At 75.1% G+C, this 15697-nt stretch carries 10 protein-coding genes; 6 read left to right on the top strand and 4 right to left on the bottom strand.

The features are described from left to right. Positions 1 to 24: 24 nt before the first annotated feature. Positions 25 to 3651, top strand: a complete 3627-nt coding sequence (locus V4Y03_RS04580) for a hydantoinase B/oxoprolinase family protein (protein WP_332434086.1) — start codon at positions 25 to 27, stop codon at positions 3649 to 3651. On the opposite strand, the gene V4Y03_RS04575 is transcribed toward V4Y03_RS04580, so the two are convergent. Genes V4Y03_RS04575 through V4Y03_RS04565 form a run of 3 tightly spaced genes read right to left on the bottom strand, consistent with a single transcriptional unit; the run spans position 3635 to position 5975 of the window. Beyond that, positions 3635 to 4498, bottom strand: coding sequence for a biotin-dependent carboxyltransferase family protein (locus V4Y03_RS04575; protein ID WP_332434085.1), 864 nt, complete (start codon positions 4496 to 4498; stop codon positions 3635 to 3637). The genes V4Y03_RS04580 and V4Y03_RS04575 overlap by 17 nt on opposite strands. Beyond that, complete coding sequence (locus tag V4Y03_RS04570) at positions 4495 to 5175, bottom strand: 5-oxoprolinase subunit B family protein (protein WP_332434084.1); 681 nt, start codon at positions 5173 to 5175, stop codon at positions 4495 to 4497. The genes V4Y03_RS04575 and V4Y03_RS04570 overlap by 4 nt, the downstream gene beginning before the upstream one ends. Beyond that, on the bottom strand, positions 5172 to 5975 hold the full coding sequence (locus V4Y03_RS04565) for a LamB/YcsF family protein (protein WP_317877244.1): 804 nt from the start codon (positions 5973 to 5975) through the stop codon (positions 5172 to 5174). The genes V4Y03_RS04570 and V4Y03_RS04565 overlap by 4 nt, the downstream gene beginning before the upstream one ends. Positions 5976 to 6161: 186 nt before the next feature. Here V4Y03_RS04565 and V4Y03_RS04560 point away from each other — a divergent pair, with 186 nt between their 5' ends. From V4Y03_RS04560 to V4Y03_RS04540, 5 genes are all read left to right on the top strand, one after another. Further along, positions 6162 to 6872 carry a GntR family transcriptional regulator gene (locus tag V4Y03_RS04560; RefSeq protein WP_332434083.1) on the top strand — a complete coding sequence of 237 codons (711 nt, stop codon included), beginning with the start codon at positions 6162 to 6164 and terminating at the stop codon, positions 6870 to 6872. Positions 6873 to 7063: 191 nt separating this feature from the next. Continuing rightward, the gene (locus V4Y03_RS04555; protein WP_317877246.1) at positions 7064 to 8608 is read left to right on the top strand and encodes a hypothetical protein; all 1545 of its coding nucleotides are present in this window, start codon (positions 7064 to 7066) and stop codon (positions 8606 to 8608) included. Continuing rightward, positions 8605 to 9291, top strand: coding sequence for a hypothetical protein (locus V4Y03_RS04550; RefSeq protein WP_332434082.1), 687 nt, complete (start codon positions 8605 to 8607; stop codon positions 9289 to 9291). The genes V4Y03_RS04555 and V4Y03_RS04550 overlap by 4 nt, the downstream gene beginning before the upstream one ends. Then, positions 9288 to 10205 (top strand): hypothetical protein, encoded by a 918-nt coding sequence (locus V4Y03_RS04545; RefSeq protein WP_332434081.1) that lies wholly within the window; start codon positions 9288 to 9290, stop codon positions 10203 to 10205. The genes V4Y03_RS04550 and V4Y03_RS04545 overlap by 4 nt, the downstream gene beginning before the upstream one ends. Before the next feature lie 41 nt (positions 10206 to 10246). Beyond that, complete coding sequence (locus V4Y03_RS04540) at positions 10247 to 14944, top strand: hypothetical protein (RefSeq protein WP_332434080.1); 4698 nt, start codon at positions 10247 to 10249, stop codon at positions 14942 to 14944. 101 nt (positions 14945 to 15045) lie between these two features. Here V4Y03_RS04540 and V4Y03_RS04535 read toward each other — a convergent pair whose 3' ends face one another. Beyond that, entirely contained in the window at positions 15046 to 15414 is a 369-nt protein-coding gene (locus V4Y03_RS04535; RefSeq protein WP_317878198.1) for a hypothetical protein, read from the bottom strand. Between the last annotated feature and the right edge of the window lie 283 nt (positions 15415 to 15697).

Genomic DNA, 15697 nt, shown 5'->3' with positions numbered 1-15697 from the left:
CGCGCTCGCGGCCACAATGGGGAGATGAACGGGCGCTGGGAGTTCTGGATCGACCGGGGCGGCACCTTCACCGACGTCGTGGGAAGGCGGCCCGACGGGCGGCTCGTCACCCGCAAGCTGCTCTCCCACGACCCGGCCCGCCGTACCGACGCGGCCGTCGCCGGAATCCGTCTCCTCCTGGGCCTCGGGCCCGACGACCCCGTCCCCGCCGACCGGATCGCCGTCGTCAAGATGGGCACCACCGTCGCCACCAACGCGCTCCTCGAGCGGCGTGGCGAGCCGACCGTCCTCCTCGTCACCGAGGGCTTCCGGGACGCCCTGCGCATCGCCTACCAGAACCGGCCCCGGCTCTTCGACCGGCACATCGTGCTCCCCGAATCGGTCTACGCGCGCGTGATCGAGGTACCCGAACGCGTCGACGCCCACGGGCGGCTCGTCCGGCCCCTGGACGAGCGGGCCGTCACCGAGGCACTTGCCGCCGCCCACCGCGACGGACTCCGTTCCGCCGCCGTCGTCCTTCTGCACGGCTACCGGCACCCGGACCACGAGGCCAGGACCGCGGCCCTCGCCACCGCCGCGGGCTTCACCCAGGTCAGCTGTTCGCACGAGGTCAGCCCGCTCATCAAACTCGTCCCGCGCGGTGACACCACCGTCGTCGACGCCTATCTGTCGCCGATCCTGCGCCGGTACGTCGACGAGGTGGCCCGCGAACTCGCCGGGGTCCGCCTCATGTTCATGCAGTCCAACGGCGGACTGCGCGAGGCGGCCCACTTCCGGGGCAAGGACGCCGTCCTGTCCGGACCGGCCGGCGGCGTCGTGGGCATGGTGCGCACCTCCGCGCAGGCAGGGCACGACCGGGTCATCGGCTTCGACATGGGCGGCACCTCGACCGATGTGTCGCACTACGCCGGCGTCTTCGAGCGGGAACTCGGCACCCAGGTCGCCGGGGTGCGGATGCGGGCGCCGATGATGAGCATCCACACCGTCGCGGCGGGCGGCGGATCCGTCCTCCACTACGACGGGCGCCGCTACCGGGTGGGCCCCGACTCGGCGGGCGCCGTACCCGGGCCCGCCTGCTACCGCCGGGGCGGACCCCTCACCGTCACCGACGCCAACGTCATGCTCGGCCGCGTCCAGCCCGCCCACTTCCCCGCCGTGTTCGGGGAGAACGGCGACCTGCCCCTGGACGCCGCCGTCGTACGGGAGCGGTTCACCGCCCTCGCCGAGGAGGTCGGCGGCGACCGCACCCCCGAGGAGGTCGCCGCGGGGTTCCTGGAGATCGCCGTCCTCAACATGGCCAACGCCGTCAGGAAGATCTCCGTCCAGCGCGGACACGACGTCACCCGGTACGCCCTCACCAGCTTCGGCGGCGCCGGTGGCCAGCACGCCTGCGCCGTGGCCGACGCCCTGGGCATCGACACCGTCCTCGTACCGCCGCTGGCCGGTGTCCTCTCCGCCTACGGCATCGGGCTCGCCGACGCCACCGCGATGCGGGAGCGGTCCGTAGAGGCCGAACTCGACGCCCCCGGCACCCACGCGCGCGTGACGGCCCTGTGCGAGGAACTCGCCGAGCGGACGCGCGCGGAGCTGCGCGCCGACGGCCTGCCGGACCGGGCGATCACCACGCACGCACGCGTACTCCTGCGATACGCCGGAACGGACGCGAGCCTGCCCGTCGACCTCGCCCCCGCAGAACAGCTGAAAACCGAGTTCACGGACGTACACCGTGCACGGTACGCATTCACCATGGACCGGCCGCTCGTCGTCGAGGCCGTCACCATGGAAGCCGTCGGCAGCGCCGGCCCGCACGGCCCCGTCCACGTCGAGCCGACGGCACCGGACGAACGGGCCGGCAGCACCGGACCGTCCCGCGCCACCGTCCGGATGCACAGCGCCGGCACACCCCACGACGCGCCCCTCCACCGCCGGGACGACCTGCGGCCGGGCGACACCGTGGACGGACCCGCGCTCCTCGCCGAGGCCGACGCCACCACCGTCGTCGACAGCGGCTGGCGGGCCACCGCCACCGACACCGGACACCTCGTCCTGCGCCGCGTCACCCCCCGCCCCGCGCGCGTGGCGGCCGGAACGGACGTGGACCCCGTCCTCCTGGAGGTCTTCAACAACCTCTTCATGGCCATCGCCGAGCAGATGGGCGTCCGACTGGAGAACACCGCCCAGTCCGTCAACATCAAGGAACGCCTCGACTTCTCCTGCGCGCTCTTCGACGCCGAGGGCAACCTCATCGCCAACGCGCCCCACATCCCCGTCCACCTCGGCTCCATGGGCGAATCCATCAAGGAGGTACTGCGCCGACGCGGCGACGACCTGCGCCCCGGCGACGTCTACGCGATCAACGACCCCTACCACGGCGGCACCCATCTGCCCGATGTCACCGTCGTGACCCCGGTCTTCGACGACACGGGGCACGAACTCCGCTTCCTGGTCGCCTCACGCGGCCACCACGCCGAGATCGGCGGGATCACCCCCGGCTCCATGCCCGCCTTCAGCCGGACGGTGGACGAGGAAGGCGTCCTCTTCGACAACTGGCTCCTCGTACGGGACGGGCGAATGCGCGAGACCGAGACACGGGCCCTGCTCACCGGCGCCGAGTACCCCTCCCGCGACCCCGACACGAACCTCGCCGACCTGCGCGCCCAGATCGCCGCCAACGAGAAGGGCATCGAGGAGCTGCGCCGGACGGTGGAGGAGTTCGGGCTCGACGTCGTCCGGGCCTACATGCGGCACGTCCGCGCCAACGCCGAGGAGTCCGTACGCCGGCTCGTCGCCCGCCTGGACGACGGCGCCTACCGCTACGAGACCGACGGCGGCGCGGTCGTCCGGGTCGCCGTCCGCGTGGACCGCGAACGGCGCTCCGCCGTCCTCGACTTCGCCGGGACCTCGCCCCAGCTCCCCGGCAACGCCAACGCGCCCACGGCCGTCGTCACGGCCGCCGTCCTGTACGTCTTCCGCACCCTCGTCGACGAGGACATCCCGCTCAACAGCGGCTGCCTGGAACCCCTGGAGATCCGCGTCCCGCCCGGCTCCATGCTCGCGCCCGTGCACCCCGCCGCCACCGTCGCGGGGAACGTCGAGACCTCCCAGGCCGTCACCGGGGCCCTCTACGCCGCCCTCGGCGTCCAGGCCGAGGGCTCCGGCACCATGAACAACGTCACCTTCGGCAACGCGCGCGTGCAGTACTACGAGACGGTCGCGAGCGGCTCGGGCGCGGGCGACGGCTTCGACGGCGCCGACGCCGTCCAGACCCATATGACCAACTCCCGGCTCACCGACCCCGAGATCCTGGAATGGCGCCACCCGGTGCGGGTCGACTCCTTCGCGGTACGGCAGGACGCCGGCGGGCGCGGACGCTGGCACGGCGGACACGGGGTGGAGCGCCGCATCCGCTTCCTGGAAGCGATGACCGTGGCCCTCCTCACCGGACACCGCAGGGTCCCCCCGTACGGAATGGCGGGCGGCGAACCCGGCGCCCTCGGCGAGAACCTGGTGGAACGCGCCGACGGCACCGTGGAACACCTCGGCGGATCCGCCACCACGGAGGTGGGCCCCGGCGACGTCCTCGTCCTGCGCACCCCCGGCGGCGGGGGCTACGGACCGCCGCCCCAGGAGGACGTCAGCGCACCGGAATGAACCGCACCGGCGTCCCCGGCACCGCCTGCGCCACCGCCCCCAGATCGGCCTCACGCACCACCCCGACCACCGGATAGCCCCCCGTCGTCGGATGGTCCGCGAGGAACACCACCGGGCGCCCGTCCGGCGGCACCTGGACCGCACCGAGGACCATGCCCTCGCTATCCAACTCTCCGGAAACGGCCCGCTCCAGAGCGGGGCCTTCGAGGCGCAGCCCGATGCGGTTGCTCGCCGGGGACACCCGCCACGCGCGCGTGGCGAAGGCGCGGAGCGCCCCGGCGGTGAACCAGTCGTCGCGGGGCCCGAACCGCACCCGGAGGGCGAGCGTGTCCGGCGGCCCCGGCCAGGGCGGCGTGTCCACCGGCGGACGCACGGCCGGGTCGGGCCCCAGCGGCAGCACCGCCTCCGACACCAGCGGCGCCGGACCCAGTCCGGACAGCAGGTCGGTGGAGCGGCTGCCGAGCACCGGCTCGACGTCGATCCCCCCGCCGAACGCCACGTACGCGCGCAGGCCGCGCACCGCCGCGCCGATCTCCAGCACGCACCCGGCGCCCACCCGGACCGAGGTGCCCCAGGCGGCCGGGCGCCCGTCGACCCGGACCGGACAGGGGGCGCCGCCCACCGCCACCGTCACCGCGCAGCGGGGACGCAGGGCGCAGCCGTCGACGGTGGTCTCCAGGACGGCCGCCGTTCCGGGATTGCCGACGAGCCGGTTGGCGAGCCGTACGGCCGCCGGGTCGAGGGCCCCCGAACGAGGCACTCCCAGGTGCGCGTACCCGCCGCGCCCCAGGTCCTGGACCGTGGTCAGCGCCCCGGCCCGCACGACGGCGACGGCCCGGTCACTCATCGCCCGCCCTCCGCCCCGGAATCCCGAACAGGACGCCCCTGTCCCGGAAGACCCGCATCGGTGAACCGGACACGGGTGCCGGGGGCGAGGAGCGCGGCCGGTTCCCGGCCGGTGTCCCACAGCACCACGTCCGTGGTGCCGATCAGCTGCCAGCCACCGGGGGAGGAGCGCGGGTACACGCCCGTGTACGGGCCCGCCAGGGCGACCGAGCCGGCCGGGACGGCGGTGCGCGGAGTGCTCAGGCGCGGCACCTCGTACCGCTCGTCGAGACCCGTCAGATAGCCGAAGCCCGGCGCGAAGCCGCAGAAGGCGACCCGGAACTCGGCCGCCGTGTGGATGCGTACCGCCGCCTCGACCGACACCCCCCACCGCTCGGCCACCTCCGGCAGATCCGGGCCGTCGTAGCGGACCGGTATCCCGACGGCCTCGCCCACGCGCGCGTGCGGCGGCCCCGGCCGCCAGCCGGTCATCTCCGCCGCGAGCCGCTCCGGGTCCGCCACCCCGTCGAGCAGGACCGTCCGTGCCGCCGGCACGATCTCCCGTACGGCAGGCAGGGTGCCGTCCTTCCGTCGCCTCAGCAGCTCGGCGTGGAACGCCTCCGTCTCCTGGCCGCCGCCCAGCTCCACCAGGAGGGCCCGCTCGCCCACCCGCAGCACGCGCACGGCGGAGGCCGTCACGCGAAGGCCTCCACCCGTACCCCGGAGGCCTCCAGACGCTCCCGCACCCGGCGGGCGAGGTCCACCGCGCCCGGGGTGTCGCCGTGCAGGCAGAGCGACCGGGCCCGGACGGGGACGGAACTCCCGCAGTGGGCCGTGACCACCCCGGACCGGGCCATGGCCACCGACCGTTCCACGACCGCCTCGGGATCGCTGACGACCGCGCCCGCCTGCCCGCGCGGCAGCAGGGAGCCGTCCGCCCGGTAGGCGCGGTCGCCGAAGGCCTCGGGCACGGCCGGGAGCCCGGCCGCCGTCGCCGCCTCGTGCAGCCGCGAGCCCGGCAGCCCCAGGACCGGCAGGGTCCGGTCCGCGAGCAGGACGCCCTCGACGACGGCGGCGGCCTGCTCCTCGTCGCGGACCACCCGGTTGTAGAGCGCGCCGTGCGGCTTCACGTACGCCACGCGCGCGCCCGCCGCGCGGGCGAACACCTCAAGTGCCCCGATCTGGTACGCCACCTCGGCCGCGAGTTCCGCCGCCGGGACGTCCATGGAGCGCCGCCCGAAGCCGGCCAGGTCGCGGTACGAGACCTGGGCCCCGATGCGCACCCCGCGCCCGGCCGCGAGTTCGCACACCCGCCGCATGGTGGCCGCGTCCCCGGCGTGGAAGCCGCAGGCCACGTTGGCGCTGGTCACCACGGAGAGGAGCTGTTCGTCGTCGGTGAGCGTCCAGCGGCCGAAGCCCTCGCCGAGATCGGCGTTGAGGTCGATCGAGGCCCCTTGCTCGACGGTGTCCGGGCTCGGGGCCGGGGCTGTGCGCGGCATCTGCACCTCGCGGGGGAGGAGGGGGTGCCGGGGCGGCACGGGGACCGTACGGTGCGGTCAACGTAGAGGATCGTTGAACGATCCGACAAGATGACGGTTGCCGGTCCCCGGGCCGTGCGGTTGACTCGCCGCGCACGCCCGGGGGACGGGAGGTGCCGTGCGGGACGGCGTACGAGAGGGAGAGCCGTGGCAGCGAGCGAAGCCGGGGACCTGGCCGACGACCGTGCGCTGCTCGGGCGCACCGGCACGGCGGAGCGGGTCGCGGACATCCTGCGCACCCGGGTCGCGGAGGGCTGCTTCCCGCCCGGCACCCGGCTCTCCGAGGACAGCATCGGCGGCGCCCTCGGCGTCTCCCGCAACACCCTGCGCGAGGCCTTCCGGCTCCTCACCCACGAACGTCTGCTCGTCCACGAACTCAACCGCGGGGTCTTCGTCCGGGTCCTGACCGCCGACGACGTGGAAGACATCCACCGCACCCGGCGCCTCGTCGAGTGCGCCGTCGTGCGCGGCCTCGGGCAGCCGCCGTACCCCCTCGACGGTCTCGCCGCCGCCGTCCTGGCCGGTGAGACCGCCGCCCACGCGGGCGCGTGGCGGGAGGTCTCCACGGCCAACATCCACTTCCACCGCGAACTCGTCGCCCTCGCGGGCAGCGCCCGTACCGACGAGCTGATGCGGGGCGTCCTCGCCGAACTCCGCCTCGCCTTCCACGTCGTCGGCGACCCCCGCGTGCTCCACGAGCCCTACCTCGCCCGCAACAGGGAGATCCTGGACGCGCTGCGCGCCGGCGAGCGGACCACCGCCGAACGACTCCTCGCCCGCTACCTCGACGACTCCCGCACCCGCGTCGCCGCCGCCTACGCAAGGGCGGTCGACGCCCCGGCGGGCCGGGCGGGCTGACGCCCCGGGGTTCGCCCGAGGCGCCCTCGGGCCGGGCTCCGGACCCACGCCGGGGCCACGCCAGGGTCACGTCCGGACGCTCTCAAGGCACCGCCCGGACCCGCGTCGGACGCCTCCGTACCCCCTCCGCGAGCCCGGTCGCATCTGCGCCGTTTCGACCGTTGTCAGTTCGAGGACCTAATCTGTGCACCGTGACTTCGCCTGCCTCGACGGACCTCGCTCCGCCCCAGCTCAGCGCGGGGCCGCGGCCCGCGCAGGGTCCGGCCGCCGACGAAGGGCTCGCGCGGCGCCTGCGCGCGCTCGCGTGCACCGCCCCGCTCCATGACCTCGACGCCCGCAAGGCGAACCTGGCCGGCGAGTACACGGTCTACGCGATGGCCGAGGTGGCCCTCTCCGCGATCGACCTCATCACGCTGAACATGGACTTCGACACCGGCGCCGACCACGAGCAGATCGTCGCCCGCCTGCTGCCCCGCGTCGCCGCCCAGGCCCCCACCCGCCCCGCCGCCGAGCACGAGCGCGTGGCCCGCTGGGTCCTGGAGAACCTGATCAACGTCGGCAGCGTCGACCGCGGTTTCCGCGCCGTCTACGGCACCTTCGGGCCCGACGGCGTGTACGTCCGCAGGGACTACGACTTCAAGCTCATCGAGGAGGTCCCGGGGTACGGCGGCGGTGTGTACCTCCGGACGACCGACGAAGCGGTCAACGTCCTCGTCGGCGCACTCGACACCGACGTCACCAGCGCCCAGATCGCCGCCGAGGTGAAGCTGGAGGTGCTCATCAACCGGGGCCGCCTCGCCGACGCCCAGCTCGCCGCCGAGCAGGCGCGCTACCGGACCGTGCAGTATGCCGAGACCCTCCGCAAGACCCTGGAGGCCACCCGGCGCAACGTGCGCGCGGTGGACTGGCTGAACGCGGTTCCCGACATGATCGCGGAGGCGCTCGACCACGTCGCCGACCGCTACCGCCACGAGAACGCCATCCTCACCAACATCCGCCGGGCCCGCGACGAGGCCGAGGCCGCGTCCGACGCCAAGACGGCCGAGCACAAGCGGCGCGCCGCCGAGCTCGTCGACATAGTGAAGGACTGCATCCGGCGCCACACCCAGCTCCAGTCCCGCCTGCTGGACGCCGGCCCCCTGTTCCGCGCCGAGCAGGACCGGCAGGCGTTCGCCGCGCCCACCGCGTACACCGGACTCGACCTGTACGGGCAGCTCGTCGCGCCGACCCTGCCGCTCCCCGTGGAGCAGGCCGCCCGGGTCACCGACGCCTTCTTCGCCAAGGGCACCGGACTGCGAACCCCCGCCTCCGTACGCCTCGGCGACCTCGTCGACCTGCTCCTCACCCCGCCCGTCGAGCGCGAGCACCTCGGCGCGGAGATGCCCGAGCCCGACCTCATCGCCACCCCCGACGACTCCCGTTTCAGCGAGGAGCAGCTCGCGAGCGCCCTGCGCCTGCTCGACCTGGAGCACGACGCCCCGCGCCGCCTCTCCGGACTCCTCGCGGAGGCCCGCGGCCTCGACGCCGACCTGCCGTACCTCGTCGCCCTGCTCGCCGTCCACGCGGCGAGCCCGCCGGTCGGCACGGCCTACCGGCAGGGCGAGGAGCGCCTGCTGTTCGCCGTCGACGACGGGACCCCGCTCGACGACCCCGAGTTCGGCGGCGCGGACCTCATCGTCGGTACGGCCCTGCTCGACGCGGCGGGCATGGCCGCCGACCGCACGGAGGCCTCGTGACCCTCGTCCCGACGACCGTGACGGCGGACCCGACGGAATCCGGCACACACGCGACCACGTCGGCCCAAGAGCCCCGCACCACGAGCCGGCACCCCGAGCGGCCGTCCGTGCCCGAGCCGCAGCGGGCGACCGTTCCGACGCCGACGCGCGCGCGTGTACGGGTGCCGGAGAGCGAGCCCGAGCCGACGCCGGTGCCCGAGGCGGTAGCGGCCCCTGACACCGAGGCCGCGCCGACGCCCGCGCCCACGCCCGTAGCGGCGCCCAAGCCCGTACCGGCGCAGGTACCCGCCCCCGGCCCCCGTCTCCACCCCGTCCTCGTCGACCCGCCCGCCCCCGCGTCGGCGGCCCGCGGCGACGATCCGCCCCGGCCCGCCGTGCCCGGTGGCCCGCCCCGGTTCGGTGTCGTGGCCGTGCCGGAGCCCTCCCGCGCGGTGCCCGCCCGACGGAGGGGCCTCCCGTCCGTACGCGCCGTGCGCCTCATGGACGGCCCTGCCGTACCCGCCCCGCGCCCAGTGCCGACGACCGTCACCCCGGTCCCGCTGCCCGTACCCCGCCCCGAGGCGACGCCGACGCGGCCAACACCCCCGCCGCCCGGATCATCCCTGCCCCCGGCGCCGCCCGCGCCCGCGTCACCCACGACCCCGTCACCGACCGAGAGCCGTACCGAGGAGCCCCAGCCGTGAGCGAAACCCACGCCGAGTACGCCGACGCGTGGGGCGAGCCGGAGCCCCCGCAGCCCCCGGCCGCCTCACCGATCGGCGCCGCCACCGCGCCCGCCGTGACCCCCGCCGACGCGTCCGACGCGGCCCGGCTCGTGTCCTTCGGGCTCCAGCCCAAGCTGCTCCCGGCCCGCGACGCCGAGTACGGCGAACTGCTCCGCCGCTACCGCGAGAACCCCGCCTTCGCGCGCCTGGCCGACGCCGTCGCCACCGGCCTGGGCCTCGTCGTCCTGGAGGTCTCCCCGCGCGCGGGGATGGCCGTGACCGCGGGCGAGGACTCCGTCTTCGCCGTCCGGATGGGCGACTACGCCCGCCGTGCGTCCACGGACTCCGCCGACCGGTTCCTGCACGGCCTGGCCCACCTCGCCGTCGCGGCCATGGCGTTCCCCCGCCCCGAGGACCTCGCGGACGACGCGTACATCGGCCGACTCACCGTCAACGGCGTCGACGCGTTCGTACGTCAGGCCTGTCTGCGGCTCGAACAGCGCGCCGAGGAGCAGGGCGAGAACACCGACCCCGCCTCCGATGCCCCCGGCCTGGAAGCCGCCTGGCGGATCTACGCCCGCCGCAGCGCGACCGGCGCCACCAAGGACGCCCGCCGTCTCGCCGGATCGACCACCGGCATCGTCGGCAAGGCCGCCGCCTTCCTCACCGACTCCGGCTTCCTCCAGCGCACCGGCGACGAGGGCGGCGGTTCCTACCGCACCACCGCCCGCTACCAGCTCCAGGTCCGTGACATGGCCGGCTCCGCCGCCATGGCCGAACTCCTCGAACTCGGCGTCGTCCCCGTAAGCGACGGCTCCGCGACCCTCCTCCCGCCGCCCGAGGGCGACGACCTGGAACTCGCGGCCGACGCCGCCCTGCCCTTCCACCCGTAACACCCGCGCACCACCCGAACGAGACGACGAGAGTCCGCCGCATGTACGAGCTGTCCCGGGTCCGCCTCTACTCCATCGGCCCCGCCGGTGCGCGTTACGCCGACACCGTCCTGGACCTGCGCGGGGTCGGCGCGCCCGTGCCCCACCCCGCCCCCACCCAGGCGGAGTTCTTCGAGGAGGAGCCGGTCGGCCCGCCGCGCCGCCCAGCCCCCGCGGGTGTGCTCTTCCTGGAGAACGGCGGCGGCAAGTCCGTCCTCCTCAAGCTGATCTTCTCGGTCATGCTCCCCGGCCACCGCAACACCCTCGGCGGCGCCAGTTCCGGCGTCCTGCGCAAGTTCCTCCTCGCCGACGACTGCGGACACGTCGCCCTGGAATGGCAGCACACCCTCACCGGAGAGCTCGTCGTCGTCGGCAAGGCCAGCGAGTGGCGCGGACGGCAGGTCTCCTCCGACCCGCGGAAGTTCGCCGAGGGCTGGTACTCCTTCCGGCCCGGCCCCGGGCTGAGCCTGGACAACCTCCCCGTCGCCGAGGCGACCTCCGTCCGTCCGCCCGTCGAGGGCGCCTCCGGCGCGACCGGCCGCCGCCGCACGATGAAGGGCTTCCGCGACGCGATCACGGAGGCCGGCAAGGCGTACCCGCACCTGGAGGTCTACTGGGAGGAGATCCACGACCGCTGGAACGAGCACCTCGGAGAGCTGGGCCTCGACCCCGAACTCTTCCGCTACCAGCGCGAGATGAACGCCGACGAGGGCGAGGCCGCCGGCCTCTTCGCGGTCAAGAAGGACTCCGACTTCACCGACCTGCTGCTGCGCGCGGTCACCGACACCCGGGACACCGACGGCCTCGCGGACCTCGTCGGCGGTTTCGGCAACAAGCTGGGCCGCCGCGCCGAGCTGACCGCCGAGCGCGAGTTCACCGCCGGTTCCGTCGACCTCCTCAACCGGATCGTCGAGGCCGCCGAAACCCGCTCCCACGCGCGCGAGATCCACACGGCGGCCGAGCGCCGCACCCGCACCCTGGCCCGCCGGCTCTCCGCCCGGGCCGCCGTGGAGCGGGCGCGCGGGGCCGAACTCGCCCAGCAGGTCACCTCCGCCGCCCATGCCGTCGCCGAGGCCGAGACCGGGCGCGGGCGCGGCGCCCTCATCGCCGCCGAACTCGCCTACCGGCACGCCTCCCTCGCGCTGGCCGTCGCGGAGAAGGGCGCGGCCTCCCAGCGCCGCGAACTCACCGACGCCCGCACGATGCACTCCGCGTGGCAGGCCGCCGAGGTCGTCCTCCGGCACCGCGCCGCGGGCGACCGCTCCGCGCGCGTGGCCGCCGCCATCCGCGAGGCCGAGCGGGACGCCGCACCGGCCCTCGCCGCCCGCGCCGAGGCAGCCGCCGATCTCGTACGGGCCCTGGCCGCCGCCGCCGAGGAGGGCGAGCGGCACGCGACGGAGGAGGAAGAACGCTCCACCGCCCTCCAGGAGGCCGGCGAGACCGCCCACCGGGACGCGACGGCCGCCGCGACCGAGGCCCAGCGGGCCCGCAGTGAGGCCGGGCACCTGCGCCAGCGGCTCGCCGAGGTCGAGCAGGAGACCGCCGAGGCGGTACGGGCGGGCTGGCTCGACGACACCGCCCCCGACGCCGACCCGGCCCGCGCCGCGCTCGCCGCGAGCGACGCCGAGAAGACCACGGTCGCCGCCTGGGACACCGCCCGCGACATCGCGCGCGTGGCGGCGGACCGGGCGCGTGAGGCCGCGGGCGCCGAGTCCCGCGCCGAACTCGCCGCCGCCCGCGCCGCGGACGCGGCCGAGGCCGCCGGCAACGCCTACGAGGCGGAGCGCAGGGCCGCCGAATTCCTCGCCGGCGAGGAACGCCTCGCGGAACTCCTGAGCCTCCCGGCCACCGGCTCGCCCCTGCCCGGGCAGCGCGCGGCCGTCACCTCCGGCACCGGAGCCGACACCGAGGACGCGCCCGAGGAGGACGCCGGCTCCGGCTCCGCGGCCCAGGGCCCGCTCACCGTCACCGAGTTCGACCGGTACGCCGACGACCTGCGCGGCATGCTCGACCAGGCCGTCACCTCCGCCGAGCGCCAGCTCTTCGAACTGCGCACCGCCGCCGCCGACGACTCCCGCATCCTCGGCGCGCTCGGCGACGGCGGCCTGCTGCCGCCGGGCCCCGACGTCCTCGCCACCGTCGAGTACCTCGGCGAGCACGGCATCCCGGCCCTCCCCGGCTGGCGCTACCTCGCGCAGGCCGTGGACCCGGCCGACCACGCCCGCGTCCTCGCCGCGCGCCCGGAGCTCGTCGACGGCGTCGTGATCACCGACCCCGTCTCGTACGGGCGCGCCCGCGAGGTCCTCGGCGGCGCGGCCCTGCTGCCCCGCTCCGCCGTGGCCGTCGGCACCGCCGCCGCGCTGCTCGCCCCCGTGCCCGCGCAGGACCCGACGGACGACACCGGTGTCTTCCTCGTCCCGCCGAACCCGGCCATGCACGACGAGCACGCCGCCGACGAGGAACGCCACGCGCTGCGCGCGCGTGCCACCGCCCGCGACGAGGAGATCCGCACCCTCGCCGCCCGGCTCGCCGGAGACCGCTCCCTCGCCTCCCGCATCGGCGCCTGGCGCGCCGACTGCCCGCCGGGAATGCTCGCCGAGCTCGCCGCCGTCGCCGCGACCGCACGCCAGACCGCGGAGGCCGCCGCGGCGACCCTGGACGAGGCCCGTTCGGCACGTACGGAGGCCGACGAGGCCGCCGCCGAGGCCGCCCAGGTACGGGACGAGCGCCAGGACGCCGCCCAGCGCGCCCGCCGGGTGGCCGACGCCCTCGCGGGCCTGGCGTTCCGGCTGCGCGAGCGGTCCGCCTGGCAGGCCAAGCTCCGTGAACTCGCCGACGACGCCGCCGAGGCCGAGGCCCGCGCCCAGACCTGTCTGGAACGCGCGCGTGCCGCCGACGAGGACCGCCGCGCGATCCAGCGCTCCGCCGACGACGCCCACCGCACCGCCCGCGCCCTGCGGGCCGAGCGCGCCGAGATCGCGGGCGCCCCGGAGATCCTCCCCGAGGGAGACGCCACCGCGCCGCGCGCCGCGCTCCCCACCCTGCGCGAGGCCTACCGGGCCGCGTCCCAGCTGTACGAGAAGGTCGGCGTCGGCGCCGACCTGCGCGCCGAGCAGGCCCGCGCCGAGAGCGACGAGTCCGCCGCCGTGGCCGAGCTGGACCGGCTCACCAACAAGGTCCGCACCCGCGCCGAACAGCTCCTGGAGTCCACCGACGGCGCCGACGGCCCGTCCCGGCAGGCGGCGGCGGCCCGCGCCGAGGCCCTGGTCCAGATGCTGGAGACCCGCGCGTCGGAGGCGAGCGAGAAGCTCGGCCGGCTGCGCGGCGAGGCCGAACGGCTGGCACCCGAGGACGGCGAGGCGCACACCGAGCTGCCCGACGACCAGGTGCCCTCCGACGCAGAACGCGCGCAGGCCCTGCTGCGTACCGCCACCACCGAACTCGCCTCCCGCACCGACGCCCTCGAAGCGGCCCGGGCCGCCCACGCCGGACTCCTGCGGGACCACCGGGCCGCCGAGGACGCCGCCGGCGGCTTCGACGAGACGGCGGCCCTCCTGCGCGACCTGCTCCGCGACCACACCGACGAGGAGCGGGAGGAGGCCGAGGCCTACCCCGGGACCCTGGAGGAGGCCCGTACGACGGCCTCCGAGGCCCGCCGCACGCTGCGCGGCTGCACGGCCGAGCTGTCCTCCGCCGACGCCGCCGTGCGCGAGGCGAGCGACATCCTCGTACGGCACGCCAACTCCACCCGATACGAGCAGGTACGCACCCCGGCCCGCCAGCAGATCCGCGAACTCCCGGCGTCCGCGCTGCCCGAGCACGCCGCCAAGTGGGCCGAGGCCTTCGCGCCCCGGCTGCGGGTCCTCACCGACGAGCTGGAGCAGCTGGAGCGCAACCGGGACTCGATCGTGGACCGGCTGCGGGGCCTCGTGGAGTCCTCGCTCGCCACGCTCCGCTCCGCCCAGCGGCTCTCCCGGCTCCCCGAGGGCCTCGGCGAGTGGTCCGGTCAGGAGTTTCTGCGGATCCGCTTCGAGGAGCCCGATCAGGCCACCCTCGCGGAGCGGCTCGGCGAGGTCGTCGACGAGGCCACCCGCGCCGCCGTCAAGAAGAACTCCGACCTGCGCCGCGACGGCATGTCCCTGCTGCTGCGCGGGGTACAGGCGGCGCTCGAACCCAAGGGCGTCTCCGTGGAGATCCTCAAGCCGGACGCGGTGCTGCGCGCCGAGCGGGTTCCCGTCGGGCAGATGGGCGACGTGTTCTCCGGCGGCCAGCTGCTCACCGCGGCCATCGCCCTGTACTGCACGATGGCGGCGCTCCGCTCCAACGACCGGGGCCGCGACAAGCACCGGCACGCGGGCACGTTGTTCCTCGACAACCCGATCGGCCGCGCCAACGCCACGTACCTCCTGGAGCTCCAGCGGGCCGTGTCGGACGCGCTGGGCGTCCAGCTGCTGTACACGACGGGCCTGTTCGACACGACGGCGCTCGCCGAGTTCCCGCTCGTCATCCGGCTCCGGAACGACGCGGACCTGCGGGCCGGCCTGAAGTACATCAGCGTGGAGGAGCACCTGCGTCCGGGCCTGCCGCAGTCCGGCGGGGAGGGCGAGGCGATCCACGGGGAGATCACGGCGACGCGGATGTTCCGCCGCCACGCCTCCGACGAACCGGCACGGACGCCGGCGCCCGTGGAATCCCGCTAGCGAGACGGCGAGCGGCCCGGCACCCCTTCCGGGTGCCGGGCCGCTCGCCGTTCCTCGCGGTTACTGCTCCTGGTACCGCCACCGCCGGTTCCGAGTACGCCTCAGGCGGCCTCGGACAGCGGCGTCCTCTCCGTCCGGTCCGCTCCGCGCTTGGCGCGCAGCGGCGGACGCGCGGTGCTGCTCGGCTCGGACACGACGCCGTTGCGCTGGCGCCACACCTGACGGGTGATCCACACGTCGAGGACGCTCCAGGTGGCCACGACGGTCGAGGCCACCGCCGTGACGGTGATCGGGAACGCCAGCCATGAGCCGGCGACGCTGCTGAAGAAGGCCACCACGGCCTGGATCAGCGTCACCGACGTGATCATCACCGCGCGCACCGCGGCATTGCGCACGGGATCGGGCATCCGCTGTGTGCCCCGCTCGTCCTCCACCCACAACTGCCGGGCGGACCGCGCCTCGTGTTCCATTGTCCTGTCACTCCCCACCACTGAACGACTCCAGGGGTGGCTGCCCGTCTTGAGCGCGTTTACGCGGACAGAGCCCTCCCCGTACTTATTGACGCACGCCGGAGGGAAAAGGTTTCGCCCGGCCCCCGGATGAACGGGGACGCAGACGACCGGAACGAACAGTTCCAGCCATCTCCCCCAGGTAGAAGAAATGGCACACCACCAGGTGTCCTGCGCCACAGTGGCCGATCCCAACTCCCTGAATACCAGGACATCTCATGATCAAGGCTCACTCGACAGGCTG

The sequence above is a fragment of the Streptomyces sp. P9-A4 genome (assembly GCF_036634195.1).
Classification (GTDB): Bacteria; Actinomycetota; Actinomycetes; order Streptomycetales; family Streptomycetaceae; genus Streptomyces.
This window is presented reverse-complemented; position numbering and strand designations above follow the sequence as displayed.

Bases quoted from the DNA above. Each gene is read 5' to 3' on its own strand.
- V4Y03_RS04580 (WP_332434086.1), top strand. From the start codon at position 25: ATGAACGGGCGCTGGGAGTTCTGGATCGACCGGGGCGGCACCTTCACC.
- V4Y03_RS04575 (WP_332434085.1), bottom strand. From the start codon at position 4,498: ATGAGTGACCGGGCCGTCGCCGTCGTGCGGGCCGGGGCGCTGACCACG.
- V4Y03_RS04565 (WP_317877244.1), bottom strand. From the start codon at position 5,975: ATGCCGCGCACAGCCCCGGCCCCGAGCCCGGACACCGTCGAGCAAGGG.
- V4Y03_RS04540 (WP_332434080.1), top strand. From the start codon at position 10,247: ATGTACGAGCTGTCCCGGGTCCGCCTCTACTCCATCGGCCCCGCCGGT.
- V4Y03_RS04535 (WP_317878198.1), bottom strand. From the start codon at position 15,414: ATGGAACACGAGGCGCGGTCCGCCCGGCAGTTGTGGGTGGAGGACGAG.